We start from the raw sequence: 17,288 nt of genomic DNA on the forward strand, positions 1-17,288 counted from the left end.
TGAATGGTCGAGATGCGAGACGCTGCCGTTACCGATCGGTGATTGTGTGGCAGACTGAAAACGTCATGAAGCACTATCGGGTGATTATTCTCTAGGCGCGCTCAGCAGCAGTACCTGAGCGCGCAGACCTCTCGCACCTTGCGGGAGGTTTTTTGTTTGCCCGACGCCCCTTCCGAAAGGCCGACCCGCATGAGCATCTCGGACGACTTCCACGTGTACGACACCACCCTGCGCGACGGCGCGCAGCAGGAGGGTCTGGCGCTGTCCGTGGCCGACAAGATCGCCATCGCGCAGCACCTGGACGAGTTGGGGGTCGGCTTCATCGAGGGCGGGTGGCCGGGCGCGGTCCCCAAGGACACGGAGTTCTTCGAGCGCGCGCGGACCGAGCTGCACCTGCGCAACGCGACCTTCGCGGCCTTCGGGGCGACCTGCAAGCCGGGGACGCCGGCCGCCGACGACCAGCAGGTCGCCGCGCTCCGCGACTCCGGGGCGGGGGTCGTCACACTCGTTGCCAAGAGCCACGACGCGCACGTCGAACGGGCGCTCCGGACGACGCTCGACGAGAACCTGCGGATGGTCGCCGACACGGTCCGGCACCTGCGGGACAACGGGCAGCGGGTCTTCCTGGACACCGAGCACTTCTTCGACGGCTACCGCGCGAACCGGGCGTACGCGCTGGAAGTGGTACGAGTGGCCGCCGAGGCCGGCGCCGACGTGGTGGCCCTGTGCGACACCAACGGCGGCACGCTGCCCCGGGAGTTGCAGGACGTCGTCCGCGACGTACTCGAATCGACCGGGGCCAGGCTCGGCATCCACTGTCACAACGACGCCGGCTGCGCGGTGGCGAACTCGATCGCCGCCGTCGAGGCCGGCGTCACGCACGTCCAGGGCACGATCAACGGGTACGGCGAGCGCACCGGCAACGCGGACCTGCTCGCGATCGTCGCGAACCTCGAGCTCAAGCGCGGGATGGAACTGCTGCCCGCGGGCAACCTGGCCGAGTCGTTCCGGATCGCGCACGCGATCGCCGAGGTGACGAACGTGCCGCCGTCGAGCCGGGCACCGTACGTCGGGCTGTCGGCGTTCGCGCACAAGGCCGGGCTGCACGCCAGCGCGATCAAGGTCGACCCGGACCTCTACCAGCACACGGATCCGGCGCGGGTCGGCAACGACATGCGGATGCTGGTGTCGGAGATGGCCGGCCGGGCGAGTATCGAGCTGAAGGGCCGCGAACTCGGGTTCGACCTCAGCAACGACCGGGAGCTGGTCGGACGGGTGGCTGATCGGGTGAAGGACCTGGAGTCGCGGGGGTACACGTTCGAGGCGGCCGACGCCTCGTTCTCACTGCTGCTCACCGAGGAGGTCGACGGCCGGCGGCCGAGCTACTTCGACGTCGAGTCGTGGCGGGTGATCACCGAGTCGCGGGCCGACGGCGAGGCGGTGTCGGAGTCCACCGTGAAGCTGGTCGCGGCGGGGGAGCGGGAGATCGTCACCGGCGAGGGCAACGGCCCGGTGAACGCGCTCGACCACGCGCTGCGGACCGCCATCGAGCGCGCGTACCCGGCGGTGAACAAGTTCGAGCTGGTCGACTACAAGGTCCGGATCCTCGACCAGGGGCACGGCACCGACGCCGTGATCAGAGTCCTGATCGAGACCGCGGACGGCGAGGGCTCGTGGGTGACGGTCGGCGTGGGGCACAACATCGTCGAGGCGTCCTGGGAGGCGCTGGTCGACGGGTTCACGTTCGGTCTGCTGCGCCACAAGGAGGTCGCGCGATGAGCCTGCTCGCCGTTGAACGGGTGCTGACGGTCTTCACCGCACAGGTGACGGAGGTCGACGGGCTGCTGGCGCGGGTCGCGGTACTGCTGAATCCGTACGACGTCCGGGAGCTGATGTTGTCGCTGGACCGGGGCGAGCTGCGGATCGTGGTCGAGGGCAACGGCTTCGACGCCGAGCGGGTGGCTGCCCGGCTGGACAAGGTGATCGGTGTGCTGGAGGTAACCGTCAGTTCCAACTGATCAGTTCAAACTGGACAGTTTGGACTGTCTAATTTAGTGTTGGCGAGGTGATCAGTACTTCGGCGACACAAGCTGCTGGCGACGTGCGGGTCGTCTTCGGCCGGGTCAAGCGCCGGTTGAAGGCGCTCGCCGAGACCGACGACCTGACCCCGTCGCAGTCGTCGGTGCTCAGCCGGCTGGACAAGGACGGGCCGGCGACGGCGAGCCAGTTGGCCGCCGTGGAGCGGATCCGGCCGCAGTCCGTGGCGGCGATCCTGACCGCGCTGCGGGACGCCGACCTGATCGAGCGGCATCCGGATCCGTCGGACGGCCGGCGGCAGGTGGTGTCGCTGACGGCCAAGGGCCGGCACCGCCTGCAGGGCGACCGCAAGGTGCGTCAGGAGTGGCTGGCGCAGACGTTGCAGGAGCACTGCACGGAGGCGGAGCGGCAGACCATCATCAAGGCGCTGGCGCTGCTCGACCACGCGATCGAGGCGGCGACCGAGCGGTGACGGAGCGCTTCGACCGGCGACTGATCGCCCCGATGCTGGTCGGATCGGTGCTGAACCCGATCAACTCGTCGATGCTGGCCGTCGCGCTGATCCCGATCGGCGCCGCGTTCGGCGTACCGCCGTCGGAGACTGCCTGGCTGGTCACCGGCCTGTACCTGGCGACCGCCGTCGGTCAGCCGGTGATGGGTCGACTGGTCGACATCTTCGGCCCGCGCCCGCTGTACCTGATCGCCACCTCGCTGGTCGGCGTCGCCGGCCTGCTCGCCGCCTTCGCCCCGAACCTCGGCGTACTGATCGCCTCCCGGGTCCTGCTCGGCTTCGGTACGTCGGCGGCGTATCCGGCGGCGATGTCGCTGATCCGGACCGAGGCGGACCGGACCGGGATGGAGACGCCCGCGGTCATCCTGAGCAGCCTGTCGATCGCGAACCAGGTGATCGCGGTGATCGGCCCGACGCTGGGCGGCCTGCTGATCGGACTCGGCGGCTGGCACCTGATCTTCACGATCAACGTGCCGCTGTCGCTGACCTGCGTGGTGCTCGGCGCGCTCTGGCTGCCGCGGACCGCGCGCTCGCGGAGCGCCGGGGGACTCGACTACGCGGGGATCGTGTTGTTCGCCGCCACCTTGGTCTCGTTGATGCTGTTCCTGATGCGCCCGGCCGTCTCACGCTGGTACCTGCTGGTGCTCGCGCTCGCTCTGGGCGTCGGGTTCGTGATCGCGCAGTTGCGGGTGGTGGCGCCGTTCATCGACCTGCGGGTGCTGGGCGGCAACCGTCCGCTGATCATGACCTACCTACGCCAGGTGCTCGCCTACGTCGGCGCGTATTCGTTCCTCTACGGCTTCACGCAGTGGCTGGAGGAGGCGCGCGGGTTGAACGCGTCGAAGGCAGGCCTGCTGCTGTTGCCGTTGTCCTTCGCAGCGGTGGTGGTCACCGCGATCACCGGACGGCGAGCGGCGGTCCGCGGCAAACTGGTTGCCGGTGGCTCCTTTCTGCTCGCGGCCGCGGCGGCGCAGCTGTTCGTCGGCTCGTCGACCCCGGTGTGGATCCTCGTGGTCGTCGTGGTGATCGCCGGCGTACCGCAGGGCTTGAACAACCTGGCCAACCAGACCGCTCTGTACCAGCAGGCGGACCCGGCCCGGATCGGCTCGTCCGCGGGCCTGCTGCGGACCTGTGTGTACGTCGGCGCGCTGATCTCCGCGGCGGCCAACGCCCACTTCTTCCAGCACGGCGCGACGACCGCCGGTCTGCACGAGATGGCGGTCTTCCTGGTCGTGATCGCCGGCCTGCTGGTGCTGGTGACCTTCCTGCAACTCCCCGAATAGAGAGGTACTGCTGTGCCTGTCACAACCCTTGACCCGAAGACGGCGCTGGTCGTCGTCGACCTGCAGAACGGCGTCACCGCGCTCCCGGGCGAACCGCATCCGACGCCCGACGTGATCGCCCGGACGGTCGAGCTCGCCGACGCGTTCCGCAAGCACGACCTGCTGGTGGTGCTGGTCCGGGTGAGCATCGCCTCCGACGGCGCCGACTGGGTCCCGGGCCGCACCGAGCAGCCCCCGCGCTCCGCCCGGCAGGCGCCGCCGCCGGGAGCCGACCAGATCGTCGAGCAGTTGGCCGGTCGTGCCGAGGACATCGTCGTCACCAAGCGGAACTGGGGCGCGTTCCACGGCACCGACCTCGACCTCCACCTGCGCCGCCGCGGCATCACGCAGATCGTGCTGACCGGGATCGCGACCAGCATCGGCGTCGAGTCGACGGCGCGGGCGGCGTTCGAGCACGGCTACCACGTCACCCTGGCCACCGACGCGATGACCGACCTGTCCGCCGATGCCCACCACAACTCCCTGACCCGGATCTTCCCGCGCCTCGGCGAGACCGGCAGCACCGCGGAAATCCTCGCCCTGCTCGGGTGAATGCGCCGGGCGGAAGGCCCGCGGAGCGGCGAGTTGCACCGCGGGCCTTCCTGATCGGGGTGGTCAGTCCCAGCTCAGGCCGCTGGAGGACTGGTACTCGATCACGCGGGTCTCGAAGAAGTTCTTCTCCTTCTTCAGATCCATCACCTCTGACATCCATCCGAAGGGGTTCCGCGTTTCACCGAAAATCGGATTGAGTCCGATTTGTTCCGCTCTGCGGTCGGTGACGAAGTGCATGTACTGCTCGCAGAGGTCCGCGGTCAGGCCGAGCATCCCGTTCGGCATCGTGGCCCGGCCGTAGGCGACCTCGAGTTCGCACGCCTCGGTCAGCATCTGCCGGACCTCGGTCTGGAACCCACTCGTCCACAGCTGCGGGTTCTCCTGCTTGATCTGGTTGATGCAGTCGATGCCGAAGTTCAGGTGGATCGACTCGTCGCGCAGGATGTACTGGTACTGCTCGGCGATCCCGACCATCTTGTTGCGCCGGCCGAGCGACAGGATCTGCGCGAACCCGGTGTAGAACCACATCCCCTCGAACACCACGTAGAACGCGATCAGGTCGCGCAGGAACGCGGTGTCGGCCTCCGGCGTACCGGTGCGGAAGTCCGGGTCCTCCAGGTGCTGGGTGTACTTCAGCGCCCACGCGTCCTTGTCGGAGATCGACGGGACCTCGCGGTACATGTTGAACAGCTCGCCCTCGTCCAGCCCCAGCGACGTACAGATGTACTGGAAGGTGTGCGTGTGCACTGCCTCCTCGAACGCCTGGCGCAGCAGATACTGCCGGCACTCGGGGTTGCTCAGCTGGCGGTAGACCGCGAGGACGATGTTGTTCGCGACCAGGGACTCCGCGGTGGCGAAGAACCCGAGGTTGCGCTTCAGCATCAGCCGCTCGTCCTCGGTCAGACCGTCCTTGGACTTCCAGAGCGAGATGTCAGCCTGCATGGAAACCTCGGTCGGCATCCAGTGGTTGTTACAGGCGGCCAGATACTTCTCCCAGGCCCAGGTGTACTTCAATGGCAGCAGTTGGTTGACGTCCGCGCGCGAGTTGATCATCGCCTTGTCGGCGACGTGCACGCGGTCCGCTCCGATCGAAATCGTGCTCACTGGCAGGCCTCGCAGTCGGGATCGTCGATGGCGCAGACCGCTCCGGTCGGCTCGGGAACGGCCACGGAGACGGCGTTCAGCCGTCCGTCGGTGCCTTGCAAGGTGGACTTCTCCACATGGGTAGCTGACTGGGAACGCAGGTAATAAGTCGTCTTGAGGCCGTACCGCCAGGCCGACCGGTACAGCTCGTCGAGCGCGCGCCCGGACGGCTTCGCCATGTAGAGGTTCAGCGACTGTGCCTGGTCGATCCACTTCTGCCGCCGCGAGGCGGCCTTCACCAGCCACAGCGGGTCGATCTCGAACGCGGTCGCGTACAACTCGCGCAGGTCCGCGGGGATCCGCTCGATCCCGGCCAGCACGCCGTCGTGGTACTTCAGGTCGGACACCATCACCTGGTCCCACAGCCCGCGGGCCTTCAGGTCCGCGACCAGGTACGGGTTCGCGACGGTGAAGTCGCCGGACATGTTCGACTTCACGAACAGGTTGCTGTACGTCGGCTCGATCGACTGGCTCACGCCGCAGATGTTCGAGATCGTCGCGGTCGGCGCGATCGCCATCACGTTCGAGTTCCGCAGGCCGTCGCGGAGGACCTTCGCGCGCAGCGCCTCCCAGTCCAGCCGGGTGCTCCGGTCGATGACCACCTCACCGTCGCGGGCGGTGTGCAGCAGGTCGAGCGAGTCGATCGGCAGGATCCCGAGACTCCACAGCGATCCGTCGTACGACGAGTACCGGCCGCGCTCGGCGGCGAGGTCGCTGGACGCCTCGATCGCGTGGTAGCTGATCTGCTCCATCGAGCTGTCCGCGAACTCGACCGCCGCGTCGGACGCGTACGGCAGCCGGAGCACGGCGAGAGCGTCCGCGAACCCCATCAGCCCGAGCCCGACCGGCCGGTGCCGCTGGTTCGCTCGCTCGGCCTCCGGGGTGGTGTAGAAGTTCACGTCGATGACGTTGTCGAGCATCCGGACCGCCGTCCTGACGGTGTCCCGGAGCAGCTCGGCGTCGAGCCCGTCCGCCGTCAGGTGGGCGACCAGGTTGACCGAGCCGAGGTTGCAGACCGCGGTCTCGTCGACCGTCGTGTTCAGCGTGATCTCGGTGCAGAGGTTCGACGAGTGCACAACCCCGTCGTGCTGTTGCGGCGACCGCAGGTTGCAGGCGTCCTTGAAGGTGATCCACGGATGCCCGGTCTCGAACAGCACCGTCAGCATCCGCCGCCACAGGTCGACCGCCTTGACCCGCTTGAACACCCGGATCTCCCCTCGATCCGCCGCCGCCTCGTACGCGACGTACGCCGCCGCGAACGCCGCGCCGTAGAGATCATGCAGGTCCGGCACCTCGTCCGGCGAGAACAACGTCCACTCACCACCGGCCTCGACCCGCTGCATGAACAGGTCGGGCACCCAGTTGGCGGTGTTCATGTCATGCGTCCGCCGGCGCTCGTCCCCGGTGTTCTTCCGCAGGTCGAGGAACTCCTCGACATCGATGTGCCACGTCTCCAGATACGCACACACCGCGCCCTTTCGACGCCCGCCTTGATTCACCGCGACCGCGGTGTCGTTGGCGACCTTCATGAACGGGACCACGCCCTGGGACTCGCCGTTGGTGCCGCGGATCCTGGCGCCGATGCCGCGGACCGGGGTCCAGTCGTTGCCGAGGCCGCCGGAGTACTTGGCGAGCAGGGCGTTGTTGCGGATGCCGGTGAAGATGCCGGACAGGTCGTCCTGGACCGTGGTCAGGAAGCACGACGAGAGCTGTGGGCGGGTGGTGCCGGAGTTGAAGAGGGTGGGTGTCGACGACATGAAGCGGAACGAACTCAGCAGCCGGTAGAACTCGATGGCCCGGGTCTCGCGGTCGTCCTCGCGGAGCGCCATGCCCATCGCGACGCGGAGGAAGAACGCCTGCGGCAGTTCGTAGCGCACCTTGTCGAGGTGCAGCAGGTAGCGGTCGTAGAGCGTCTGCAGGGCGAGGAACGTGAAGGTCAGGTCGGCGTCGGGGTCGATCGCGGCGGCCAGCCGGTCGAGGTCGAACGTGGCCAGCTCGGGGTCGAGCTGCCCGGCCTCGATGCCGACCTCGATGTACTGCGCGAAGTAGGACGTGTAGGCCTGCCGCATATCGGCCTGGCTGGCCTGCCGGGGCTCGCCGTGCACCCGGCCGAGCGCCTCGCGGCGGATCCGGTCCAGCAACAGGCGGGATGCGGCGAGGCTGTACTGCGGCTCGGTCTCGACGTACGACCGGGCGGCCATCACCAGCGCGAGCTCGACCTCGTGCTGGGCGATTCCGTCGTAGCAGGCGCCGAGTGTCTCGTTCAGAATCAGCTCGGGGTCGACGGCGTCCAGACCGGCGGCGGCCTCGGCGACCACGACCCGGAGCCGGTCGACGTCCAACGGGGACCGGCTGCCGTCGGCCGCGCGGACGGTCAGGGCCGGCCTGTCGGTGATGCCGGAAGGATCAGCGGGGGTGCGGGCCTTCGTCCGCTCCTCGCGGTACAGCACGTAGGCGCGGGCGACCTGGTGCTCGCCGGCGCGCATCAGCGCCAGCTCGACCTGGTCCTGGATGTCCTCGACCTGCACGCTGCGGCGGACTTCACCGCGGCTGGTCAAGGCCGTCACGACCCGTCCGGTCAGGTCGGCCACCAGGTCCCGGACCCGGTGGGTGCTGCCGGCGTCGGTGCCCTCGACGGCGAGGAACGCCTTCGACATCGCGACGGAGATCTTGGTGGCATCGAACGGAGTACTGCTGCCGTCGCGGCGGACGACGGTCAGCTCGACCGCCTGGCCGGTGGTCGCCACGGATGATGAAGAAGCAATGGTCACAGGTGTGCGCTCCAGAAGAGTTCGGAGACCCGTGAGGTCTCGGACCGCGTGCACCGGCGGTACACGCACCGATGGCAGCTGCTCGGGCATGCCGATACCACATCTTGTGGCATGCGGCAGGCTGAACCACCAGTAGTAGTGATGCTAGGTGGAGCGAACTAGATCTTGTGGTAGCGCCACGCCGCAGGTCGCACATCTTGTGTCCTCAAGCCGCGACTGCGTAGAGATCCTGGAGGGTCATGATCTCGGAGCCGTGGTGGATCAGCTCCCGGTTGAGCCGCAGCACGACGTGCCCGAAGGGCTCTGAGGCGTCGAGCTCGTTCGCCTGACTCAGTCCGACGGTCATCGCCTCGCTCTCGTCCAGGTCGGCGATCGCCTCCTGCCAGGCCTCGACCCAGTAGGTCAGCCAGGCGACCGCGTCCTGCGCGTTGCCGTGCAGCGTGATGTCGGCGCGGCCCTGCCGGCCGGCGCCGAACGTCCACTCCCAGCGCTCGAAGAACGTCTCGGTCAGATGCGCGATCAGCCAGGCGATCGTCCGCGGCCCGCGATGGTCCGGCTCGTCCGGCCACTGGGCGACCCACTCGCCCGACCCGAGCGGCCGGTACCGCCCGGCGTGGTGCCGCCGGACGACGGTGAGTGCTTCGCTGCCGGGTCGCCAGAAGTACTGCTCGTCGGTCAGTTGGGCCAGGCGCCCGGACAGCACCATCCAGCTGAAGCCCAGCTGGCCGCGGACCATCGCCATCGCCGAAGGCCGGTGCAGGATGTCCCAGTCGAACGCCGCCATCTCAACTCTCCCCGGTACGATCGAACATGTGTTCGAATTCTTGCTCGCTCTCCGGAGGAAAGTCAAACGCCTAGTGTGTCGGTCCTGGCCTCGGCGGCACCGGTCTGCTAGGCCGCTCGATCCGCGTGTCCGCGGCCGGGCTCGCGAAGCGGCGTTCGAGCAACGTGAAGGCGTCGATCAGCTCCGGCGCCTCGTAGACTCGGTTGCGCCGTCCGTCGGTGAGCTCCCGCAGTACGCCGGCCTCGACGAGCCGCGCGAGGCCCTGGTTCGCGGCCTGTTGCGAGCGGTCGATGAGCCGGGCGGCTGCCGCGAGCGTGAGGACCGGTGCGGCCGGCAGCGCGTCGATCAGCAGCTCGGCCGCGGACCCGGCGCGCAACGGGGCGGCCCGGTCCCGCCAGGCGGCCTTGAGATCGGTCGCGGTCTGCTCGAAGCGGGCCGCCTCCGCGGTCGCGTGCGTACAGGCCGTCGCGAACATCCGCAGCCACGGGTTCGCCGCCGCGCGAGCCTTCGCGGTGGTCGCGCGTCCGACGTACCGGAAGGCCGTCAGTGCCTCGACGTAATCGCCGGCGTGGGTGGCGAGTGCGAGCGAGACCGGCGGGACGGTCCGGGTGATCAGCCCGTCGGCGCGCAGGATCAGGTGGATCAGCGCGCGCCCGGTCCGGCCGTTGCCGTCGGCAAACGGATGGACGGTCTCGAACTGTGCGTGCGCGATCGCGGTCTTCGCGAGCACCGGCAGCGGCGACTCGCGGACGAATGTCATCAGGTCCGCGAGCAGTTCCGGGATCAGCTGCGCCGGCGGTGGGACGTAGTACGCCTCGGCGGGGGAGCGGCCGCCGATCCAGTTCTGCAGGTAGCGGATCTCGCCGCCGTACTCCGGGGTCGGCGACGGTGCCATCAGCCGGCGGTGGGCCTCCAGCAGGTGGTCGACCTCGAGCTTGTCGCCGGCCTGCACGGACTCGGTCACCCAGGTCATCGCGTCGACCGCGCCGAGCACCTCCTCGGCGGTCACGTCGTGCGTCCGGTCCCGCAGTACGTCGGCCTTGAGCAGCCGGCGCGCGCCGACGACCAGGCCCTCGATGTGCGACGACCCGACCGCCTCGGCCCGCAGCAGCAACCGCGCCAGCGCCTCGCTGTTGGTCAGTACGGCGGCGGTCGCGTCCAGGCGGGCGAGGTCGCCGGCGGCGTCCTCGAGCAGCGCGAGCACGTCGTCGGGCAGGTCGAACTCGCGCCCGGTCAGCGGGTCGGGCAGATACAGCTCGTACGGCCCGCCGAGGCGCTCCGCCCGGGTGAACCCGTCGGGGTGCCCGGGCCAGCGGTGCAACTCGACTCTCGCCATACTCTTATTCAAGCTTATCCACAAACCTTGAACAAGGGCTGTGGATAAAGTGGCCCGGACAGCGGGCAGACTGCTGCTGTGACTCTGGACGAGCAGACGCAGCAGATGGTGGCAGCCAACCAGGCCGACTGGGACGCCCGAGCGCCGCTGCACGCGGCGAGCACGTTCTACGACAAGCCCGCCGAGTACTGGTTCGCCGACTACGAATGGGCGGACCTCGGCCCGCTCGACGGTCGCGACGTACTGCATCTGCAGTGTCATCTCGGCACCGAGACGATCGAGTTCGCGCGCCGCGGTGCGCGGACCAGCGGGCTCGATCTGTCGGAGAAGTCGCTGGAGGCAGCGCGGCGGATCGCCGCCGGTGCGGGGGTCGAGGTCGAATACCTGCATGCCAACGTGTACGACGCGGTGCAGGCGGTCGACGGGCGGCAGTTCGACGTCGTCTACACGGGCAAGGGCGCGCTCTGTTATCTCCCGGACCTGAAGCAATGGGCGGAAACCGTCCGCGATCTGCTGAAGCCCGGCGGGTTCCTGTACGTCGTCGAGTTCCACCCACTGCTCAACGCCCTCCGCGAGGTCGGCCTCCCCGGCGAATCCGATGACCTCGTCCTCCGCGCCGACTACCTCGAAGGGCGCGGCGCGATCGCGCACGACTCCACCGTCACCTACACCGGCGACGAGGTCCCCGGTCGCCAGACCAGCTACGAATGGCGCCACGGACTCGGCGAGATCGTCACCACTCTCGCGTCCGCCGGCTTCCGGATCACCACCCTGCGCGAGTCCGAAGTGCTGCCGTGGCCCCGCTGGCCGCAGATGGAGCAAACCCCCGACGGCTGGTGGCGCCTGCCCGACGACGCGCCGCGGATCCCGTTGTTCTTCGCGCTGAAGGCCACCCGATGAACCGCGCGGCAAGGGAACGCGATCTGGTCGCGTACTACACGGGCGAGCTGCACGCGCGGGTCGATCGCGAACTCGCCGAGCCACGCGTCTCCCGGCGTACGGCGTACCTCGACCAGTTGCAGGGAGAAGGCCGGCGAACGGTCCTGGAGATCGGCTGCGGACCCGGCCGCGACGGCGAGGCGATCGCGGCGGCGGGCTTGGACTACACGGGTGTCGACCTGTCGCCCGCGAGTGTGGAGGCTTGCCGGGCGTCGGGTCTGCGCGCGGAGGTCGCTTCGGTGCTCGAGCTGCCGTTCGAGGACAGCACCTTCGACGCCGGGTGGACGATGAGCACGCTGCTGCACGTGGCCGACGAGGACCTCGACCAAGCCCTGCAGGAGATCGTGCGCGTTCTGCGGCCCGGCGCTCCGTTGGCGATCGGGTTGTGGGGAGACGCCAACGGAAGCGAGCAGACCTGGGAGGACGGGACGGGTTACGGCCCCGCGCGGTTCTTCAGCATCCGCTCCGACGACGGGCTCCGGTCGGTTCTCGCCCGGTACGGCGAAGTGGAGCAGTGGGCGACCTGGGACAACGACCGCGCTATGCACTACCAGTGGGCTGTACTTCGGCTTTAGGCGCCGCGGCGGCGGGTGGCATGTGGCCGGCCGTTGGTGCGTAGGGCGGTGGTCTCGGCCTGGGCACTTCCACGCCCTTGCCGGAGGAACTCGACGAGGAACTCCAGCTGGCTGTCCGTGTACGTCGCGACCTGTTGCTGCCAGCGATCGCCCATCGGTTCGTAGTACCGCGACACGTCGGCCACCCGCTCCGGGACGACCTGGACGACGACGCGTCGGCGATCCGCGGGGTCGGGTTCGCCTTCGCCGGGTGCGGCGGGCTGATGGCGATCCTCCTGCTCAACGGTGCGCTGCACAGCAGTTCGCTGTCAGGTGAGGCCCTGGAGCAGATGTTCCTGCCGTCGATCCCGTACTACATCGCCGTCAACAGCATCCTCGAGGTGCTGATCATCCCCGCGATCCTGTACGTCGCCTGGCACGCCGGCCGACAGTCAGCGCTTCTTCGGACCTCGGATCGCGACGAAGACCAGGGCTACGCCGAAGGCGGCGACGATCGGGCCGACGGTTGCCCAGAGGGTCTGGCCGGTCATCGAGCTGCCCTTCAGGTAGCCGAGGCCCTGCAGGGTCCAGACGCCACCGGTCGCGATCAGCAGTGCGGCGAAGGCGAACGCGACGATCTTTCCCATACAGCGAGCCTAGCCGAGCAACTGGTCGCAGAGGTCGGCGAGTCGGCGGCGGAGGGGGCGGGCGCGATCGGCGAAGGTGCGTTGGGCGGCCGTGTACTCGGCTTTTCCGTCGGGGGTTTCGATGCGGACGGGGGAGTAGCCCAGCGCGGCCAGGTCGTACGGCGAGGCGCGCATGTCGAGGGTGCGGATGTCGCGGGCCAGCTCGAAGCACTCCAGCAGCAGCGCGCTGGGGGTGAACGGCATCAGCTTGCAGGCCCACTTGTAGAGGTCCATGTTCGCGTGCAGGCAGCCGCCCTGTTCCAGCGCCGGCTGGGACTCGCGGGTGGGTTGCAGTGTGTTGAGCGGGCGTGCGGGCGTGGTGAAAAAGCGGAACGCGTCGAAGTGCGAGCAGCCGATCTTGTGCGACTCGACGACCTGATCGGTGCCCTCGGCACCTAGTCGCAGCGACCAGGCGTCGTGCCGTACTTCGGGAGTCCGGTAGACCATCGCCCACTCGTGCAGCCCGAAACAGCCGAACTGCGGCTGGCGGTCCAGCGTGGACGACAGCAAGGCCCGGATCCACGTGATGCTGTCCTTACGGCGTTCCACCTCGTCCGGGTCGAGCGAAGCGGTTCCGTCCACCACCACATACCCGCGTCGGCCTTCATAAGCAACGCCACCCTCCAGCCGCACCCCGAGCCCCGGGTGCCAGACCCGCAACTGGTTCGGACGGGTGGGGTAGTACGTGAAGAGGAAATCCTCGACGGGATGCGGTTCGCGGCGCTTTCGTCGTGCCAGGTGATCAGCAAGCAGTACGTCGACCCGCCGGGCGTGGGCTTCGGCGTACGACGTCCACTCGGCGAACGGCAGCGTCGTCATAGGTCGAGGGCGAAGGCGTACAGCTCGACGCCCGGGATCGGGGCCCAGTCACGCTCGGGCAGGCGGTGGAAGCCCAAGCGTTCGTACAGGCGGTGGGCGGCGGTCATGTAGGTGGCGCTGCTCATCACGATCCGCCGCTGGCCGAGCTCACGGGTGCGGTCGATGCACCGCTGGGTCAGCGCCGTACCGACACCCAGGCCCCGCGCCCGGCCGGCCACGCCGAGCATGCGGAACTCGCCTTCTTCGTCCTTGCCGATCTCCCGGTACACAGAGCCGACGGGGCAATAAGTAACAGTCCCGAGCAACCCGGAGGAATCAGCCGCCACCCACAGCTCCGCCTTGGCTGCGCGGTCGGCGGCCGCACGGAGCGTCATCGCGTACTCACCGCGGACGAAACCGTCGTGCGAGTAGGCCTCCACGGTCAGCTCGCCCACCGCGTCGTACTCGTCAGGAACCGCCGGCCGGATCTCGAAAGTCACCGCAATACTGTCTCATTCCGCGCCGACGGTAGGCTCAGGCCGTGCGTATCGCCAGATTCTCCGTGGACGACGAGCCGAAGTACGGCGTCGTCGAGACCGACGACCCCGAGGGGCTCGTCGGCACTGTCAACGTTCTCGACTCGGACCCGCTCTACCGGTCGGCCCAGTTCACCGGGGAGAAGCTGCAACTCGCGGACGTCCGGCTGCTGGCGCCGGTGATCCCGCGCAGCAAGGTGGTCTGCGTCGGCCGGAACTACGCGGCGCACGCCGCCGAGCTCGGGAACGACGTACCGGAACAGCCGATGATCTTCCTGAAGCCGAACACCAGCGTGATCGGCCCGCGGGACGGCATCGTCTACCCGGAGCAGACCAACGACCTGCACTTCGAGGGCGAGCTGGCGATCGTGATCGGCCGGATCTGCCGGGACCTGCCCAAGGAGCGGGTCAACGAGGTGATCTTCGGCTACACGATCGCGAACGACGTGACCGCGCGTGACCTGCAGAAGTCCGACGGGCAGTGGGCCCGGGCCAAGGGGTACGACACGTTCTGCCCGCTCGGCCCGTGGATCAGCACCGAGCTGGACGTGTCCGACCTTCGGGTCAGCACCGAGCTGAACGGTGAGCCCAAGCAGGACGGGCGGACCAGCCAGTTCATCTTCGACATCCCGGAGGTGCTGGCCTACATCACCTCCTTCACCACGCTGCTGCCCGGCGACGTTGTCCTCACCGGCACCCCGGCGGGGGTCGGTCCGATGCTGCCCGGCGACGAGGTCTCGGTCAGCGTCGAAGGAATCGGAACTCTGACGAACAAGGTGATCGTGCGTGACTGACGACGTGCTGGGCGACCTGGAACCCGCTGCGGTGCGGGTCCGCTTCCCACCGTCACCGACCGGCCTGCTGACCGTCGGCAACATCCGCAGCGCGCTGTTCAACTGGGCGTTCGCCCGGCACTACGGCGGCAAGCTGGTCCTCCGGATCGAGGACACCGACACGGCCCGCAACACCGAGGAGGGCTACCGGTACACGCTGGAGTCCCTGCAGTGGCTCGGCCTGACCTGGGACGAAGGACCGGACAACGGCGGCGATTTCGGTCCGTACAAACAGTCCGAGCGGATGGACATCTACGCCGACGTCGTCGCCAAACTGCTCAGCGCGAACCGGGCGTACCACTGCTACTGCTCGCAGGAGGAGCTCGACCAGCGCCGCGAGGCCGCGCGCACGGCCGGCCAGCACAGCGGGTACGACGGCCACTGCCGCAACCTCGGCCCCGAGCAGATCCAGGCGTACGTCGACGAGGGGCGCCGTCCCGTCGTCCGGCTGCGGATGCCGGACCGCCCGATCGTGTTCGACGACCTGGTCCGCGGCGAGATCACGTTCCTGCCGGAGAACCTCGGCGACTACGTGCTCGTGCGGGCGAACGGTTACCCACTCTACCCGCTGGTGAACCCGGTCGACGACGCGCTGATGGAGATCACCCACGTCCTGCGGGGCGAGGACCTGCTGTCGTCGACGCCGCGGCAGATCGCGCTGTACGAGGCGCTCGCGGAGATCGGGATCGGGAGCGGACGGACGCCGCGGTTCGGGCACCTGCCGTTCGTGATGGGAACCGAGGGCAACAAGAAGCTGTCCAAGCGCGACCCGGGCGCGGGCCTCGGGGAGTACATGGAGCGCGGTTTCCTGCCCGAGGGCCTGCTGAACTACCTGGCCCTGCTCGGCTGGTCGATCGCCGACGACCGCGACGTGTTCACGATGGCGGAGATGATCGCGGCCTTCGACATCCGCAAGGTGAATGCGAACGCGGCCCGCTTCGACCCGAAGAAGTGTGAAGCGATCAACGCCGCGCACATGCGGATGCTGCCGCAGGACGACTTCGCGCAGCGGATGGTCCCGTTCCTGGCCAAGGCCGGGGTGCTGCCGGAGCAGCCGTCCGACGAGCAGCTCGCCGTACTGCGGGCCGCCGTGCCGCTGGTGCAGGAGCGGATGAACGCGCTCGGCGAGTCCGCCGACATGCTCGGGTTCCTGTTCGTGGACGACGCGCGGTTCGCGGTCGACCCGGACGCCGCGGCGAAGGTGCTGACCGGGGACGCGGACGCGGTCCTGGCCGCCGCTGCCAAGGCACTCTCGGACCTCGGCCCTGCAGAATGGACGACCGAGGCGATCGAGGCGGCGCTGCGGGCGTCGCTGATCGACGGGCTCGGGCTGAAGCCGAAGAACGCGTTCGGCCCGGTCCGGGTGGCGATCTCCGGCCGCCGGATCTCGCCGCCGCTGTTCGAGTCGCTGGAGTTGCTCGGCCGGGAGAAGTCCCTGCACCGGCTCGAGCAGGCCCGCCGTACCCTGTCAGCGTCATGAGCGGTACGCCGTACCAGAGGCTGCTGAAGAACGACGTCACGCCGCGTGCGTACGTCGTTCTCGGCACGCTGACGATCCTCGTCGGCTGGATGATCGGCGGCATCGTCATCCTCGGGATCCAGCAGGGGATCCGGAAAGACCCGCCCGGGACGTTGTCCTGGTTCGGGCTGCTGGCGACGAACCTGACGCTGATCATCCTGATCCCGCTGTCGATGCTGGTCGCCCGGCTGCTGAACCGGCAGACCCCCGGGCTGCTGTCCTCGGTGGTCGGCAAGCTCCGCTGGCGGCCGCTGGCCTGGTTCTCGCTGGTGGCGATCGTGCTCGAACTGCTGGCCTTCGCGGTCGTCCAGTTCGGCAACGTGCCGCTCGCCACCGGTGAGCGGCACGGCGGGCCGGCGGCGCCGGACGTGGTCGCGATCATCGTGATCACGTTGCTGACCTCACCGATCCAGGCGGCGGGGGAGGAGTACTACTTCCGCGGCTACCTGCTACAGGCGGTCGGGTCGTACCTGCGCGGCACGATCGTGGCGGTGGTCGTCACCGGCGTGCTGTTCACGCTCGCGCACGGGATCTGGCCGTGGCAGAGCCCGGCGCTGTTCGTCGACCGGCTCGCGTTCGGCCTGGTCGCCGGGTTCCTCGCGATCCGGACCGGCGGACTCGAATCCGGGATCGCGTCGCACGCGGCGAACAACGTCGTGACGTTCGTGTTCGCCGGCCTGACCAACAGCCTCGGGGCGAGCCTCGAGGTCAAGGACGCGCCCTGGCCGCTGGTCGTGATCGACGTCGCGAAGTTCGTCGCCTTCGGTGCGATCGCGACCTGGATGGCCGGCCGGATGCAGCTGCGGACGGGGGCCGAACTGCCGCTCGCGACGCTGCCGGCGACGGCTCCGCGACGGGTGTGACGGGAGTGACAACCCGCCGACGGGGACCCGTTTTGGTGTCCGGTCGCATGCTCGGGTAAGCTCTCCGAGCCGGGTTGGTGAGGGCGGAAACAAACTCTCCAACT

17 protein-coding genes and 1 pseudogene are annotated in these 17,288 nt (G+C 68.7%); 10 read left to right on the forward strand and 8 right to left on the reverse strand.

Going from position 1 to position 17,288, the window contains the following annotated elements; all coding sequences use genetic code 11:
• Positions 1-189 precede the first annotated feature (189 nt).
• From cimA to AB0M51_RS09300, 5 genes are read left to right on the forward strand one after another with little or no spacing between them, the layout of a single operon-like run.
• Positions 190-1,779 carry a citramalate synthase gene (gene cimA, locus AB0M51_RS09280; protein WP_344188261.1) on the forward strand — a complete coding sequence of 530 codons (1,590 nt, stop codon included), beginning with the start codon at positions 190-192 and terminating at the stop codon, positions 1,777-1,779.
• Positions 1,776-2,018, forward strand: coding sequence for a hypothetical protein (locus tag AB0M51_RS09285; RefSeq protein WP_344188260.1), 243 nt, complete (start codon positions 1,776-1,778; stop codon positions 2,016-2,018). The genes cimA and AB0M51_RS09285 overlap by 4 nt, the downstream gene beginning before the upstream one ends.
• A 47-nt stretch (positions 2,019-2,065) precedes the next feature.
• Positions 2,066-2,509, forward strand: a complete 444-nt coding sequence (locus tag AB0M51_RS09290) for a MarR family transcriptional regulator (RefSeq protein ID WP_344188259.1) — start codon at positions 2,066-2,068, stop codon at positions 2,507-2,509.
• Positions 2,506-3,831 (forward strand): MFS transporter, encoded by a 1,326-nt coding sequence (locus AB0M51_RS09295; protein ID WP_344188258.1) that lies wholly within the window; start codon positions 2,506-2,508, stop codon positions 3,829-3,831. The genes AB0M51_RS09290 and AB0M51_RS09295 overlap by 4 nt, the downstream gene beginning before the upstream one ends.
• Positions 3,832-3,843: 12 nt before the next feature.
• Positions 3,844-4,422, forward strand: a complete 579-nt coding sequence (locus AB0M51_RS09300) for an isochorismatase family protein (protein WP_344188257.1) — start codon at positions 3,844-3,846, stop codon at positions 4,420-4,422.
• A gap of 63 nt (positions 4,423-4,485) precedes the next feature.
• Here the strand turns inward: AB0M51_RS09300 and AB0M51_RS09305 are convergent, their stop codons facing one another.
• The 4 genes from AB0M51_RS09305 to AB0M51_RS09320 form a co-directional block, all read right to left on the reverse strand.
• A complete protein-coding gene (locus tag AB0M51_RS09305) occupies positions 4,486-5,475 on the reverse strand; it encodes a ribonucleotide-diphosphate reductase subunit beta (RefSeq protein ID WP_344188475.1) in 990 nt (329 codons plus the stop codon).
• Positions 5,476-5,522: 47 nt separating this feature from the next.
• Positions 5,523-8,312: a ribonucleoside-diphosphate reductase subunit alpha gene (locus AB0M51_RS09310; protein WP_363748732.1), complete on the reverse strand. Its 2,790-nt coding sequence runs from the start codon at positions 8,310-8,312 to the stop codon at positions 5,523-5,525.
• 229 nt (positions 8,313-8,541) lie between these two features.
• The gene (locus AB0M51_RS09315) at positions 8,542-9,120 is read right to left on the reverse strand and encodes a DinB family protein (RefSeq protein ID WP_344188255.1); all 579 of its coding nucleotides are present in this window, start codon (positions 9,118-9,120) and stop codon (positions 8,542-8,544) included.
• A 70-nt stretch (positions 9,121-9,190) separates the two neighbouring features.
• Complete coding sequence (locus AB0M51_RS09320; protein ID WP_363748734.1) at positions 9,191-10,456, reverse strand: Fic family protein; 1,266 nt, start codon at positions 10,454-10,456, stop codon at positions 9,191-9,193.
• Positions 10,457-10,534: 78 nt separating this feature from the next.
• On the opposite strand from AB0M51_RS09320, the gene AB0M51_RS09325 reads away from it, so the two are divergent.
• Positions 10,535-11,356, forward strand: a complete 822-nt coding sequence (locus tag AB0M51_RS09325; RefSeq protein WP_363748736.1) for a class I SAM-dependent methyltransferase — start codon at positions 10,535-10,537, stop codon at positions 11,354-11,356.
• Positions 11,353-11,970 carry a class I SAM-dependent methyltransferase gene (locus tag AB0M51_RS09330; RefSeq protein WP_344188252.1) on the forward strand — a complete coding sequence of 206 codons (618 nt, stop codon included), beginning with the start codon at positions 11,353-11,355 and terminating at the stop codon, positions 11,968-11,970. The genes AB0M51_RS09325 and AB0M51_RS09330 overlap by 4 nt, the downstream gene beginning before the upstream one ends.
• Here AB0M51_RS09330 and AB0M51_RS09335 read toward each other — a convergent pair.
• From AB0M51_RS09335 to AB0M51_RS09350, 4 genes are all read right to left on the reverse strand, one after another.
• Positions 11,967-12,266 (reverse strand): hypothetical protein, encoded by a 300-nt coding sequence (locus tag AB0M51_RS09335; RefSeq protein WP_363748739.1) that lies wholly within the window; start codon positions 12,264-12,266, stop codon positions 11,967-11,969. The two genes, AB0M51_RS09330 and AB0M51_RS09335, sit on opposite strands and share 4 nt — an antisense overlap.
• 135 nt (positions 12,267-12,401) lie before the next feature.
• Positions 12,402-12,596, reverse strand: coding sequence for a hypothetical protein (locus AB0M51_RS09340; RefSeq protein WP_363748741.1), 195 nt, complete (start codon positions 12,594-12,596; stop codon positions 12,402-12,404).
• 9 nt (positions 12,597-12,605) lie between these two features.
• Positions 12,606-13,454 (reverse strand): 3-methyladenine DNA glycosylase, encoded by an 849-nt coding sequence (locus tag AB0M51_RS09345; RefSeq protein WP_344188248.1) that lies wholly within the window; start codon positions 13,452-13,454, stop codon positions 12,606-12,608.
• Positions 13,451-13,933, reverse strand: a complete 483-nt coding sequence (locus AB0M51_RS09350; protein WP_344188247.1) for a GNAT family N-acetyltransferase — start codon at positions 13,931-13,933, stop codon at positions 13,451-13,453. Before AB0M51_RS09350 ends, AB0M51_RS09345 begins: the two co-directional genes overlap by 4 nt.
• A 41-nt stretch (positions 13,934-13,974) precedes the next feature.
• Here AB0M51_RS09350 and AB0M51_RS09355 point away from each other — a divergent pair.
• The 3 genes and pseudogenes from AB0M51_RS09355 to AB0M51_RS09365 all read left to right on the forward strand — a co-directional run.
• Positions 13,975-14,757 (forward strand): annotated as a pseudogene (locus AB0M51_RS09355) (fumarylacetoacetate hydrolase family protein); the annotation flags it as partial.
• 10 nt (positions 14,758-14,767) lie between these two features.
• Positions 14,768-16,282 (forward strand): glutamate--tRNA ligase, encoded by a 1,515-nt coding sequence (gltX, locus tag AB0M51_RS09360; RefSeq protein WP_344188474.1) that lies wholly within the window; start codon positions 14,768-14,770, stop codon positions 16,280-16,282.
• Entirely contained in the window at positions 16,279-17,184 is a 906-nt protein-coding gene (locus AB0M51_RS09365) for a CPBP family intramembrane glutamic endopeptidase (RefSeq protein ID WP_344188246.1), read from the forward strand. The genes gltX and AB0M51_RS09365 overlap by 4 nt, the downstream gene beginning before the upstream one ends.
• The last annotated feature ends 104 nt before the right edge of the window (positions 17,185-17,288 follow it).

The organism is Kribbella sp. NPDC051137 (genome assembly GCF_040682535.1).
Lineage (GTDB): Bacteria > Actinomycetota > Actinomycetes > Propionibacteriales > Kribbellaceae > Kribbella > Kribbella karoonensis.

Coding starts and splice junctions, on each gene's coding strand:
- AB0M51_RS09285 (WP_344188260.1), top strand. CDS start 1,776: ATGAGCCTGCTCGCCGTTGAACGGGTGCTGACGGTCTTCACCGCACAG.
- AB0M51_RS09330 (WP_344188252.1), top strand. CDS start 11,353: ATGAACCGCGCGGCAAGGGAACGCGATCTGGTCGCGTACTACACGGGC.
- AB0M51_RS09315 (WP_344188255.1), bottom strand. CDS start 9,120: ATGGCGGCGTTCGACTGGGACATCCTGCACCGGCCTTCGGCGATGGCG.
- cimA (WP_344188261.1), top strand. CDS start 190: ATGAGCATCTCGGACGACTTCCACGTGTACGACACCACCCTGCGCGAC.
- AB0M51_RS09305 (WP_344188475.1), bottom strand. CDS start 5,475: ATGATCAACTCGCGCGCGGACGTCAACCAACTGCTGCCATTGAAGTAC.
- AB0M51_RS09365 (WP_344188246.1), top strand. CDS start 16,279: ATGAGCGGTACGCCGTACCAGAGGCTGCTGAAGAACGACGTCACGCCG.
- AB0M51_RS09345 (WP_344188248.1), bottom strand. CDS start 13,454: ATGACGACGCTGCCGTTCGCCGAGTGGACGTCGTACGCCGAAGCCCAC.
- AB0M51_RS09320 (WP_363748734.1), bottom strand. CDS start 10,456: ATGGCGAGAGTCGAGTTGCACCGCTGGCCCGGGCACCCCGACGGGTTC.
- AB0M51_RS09340 (WP_363748741.1), bottom strand. CDS start 12,596: ATGGGAAAGATCGTCGCGTTCGCCTTCGCCGCACTGCTGATCGCGACC.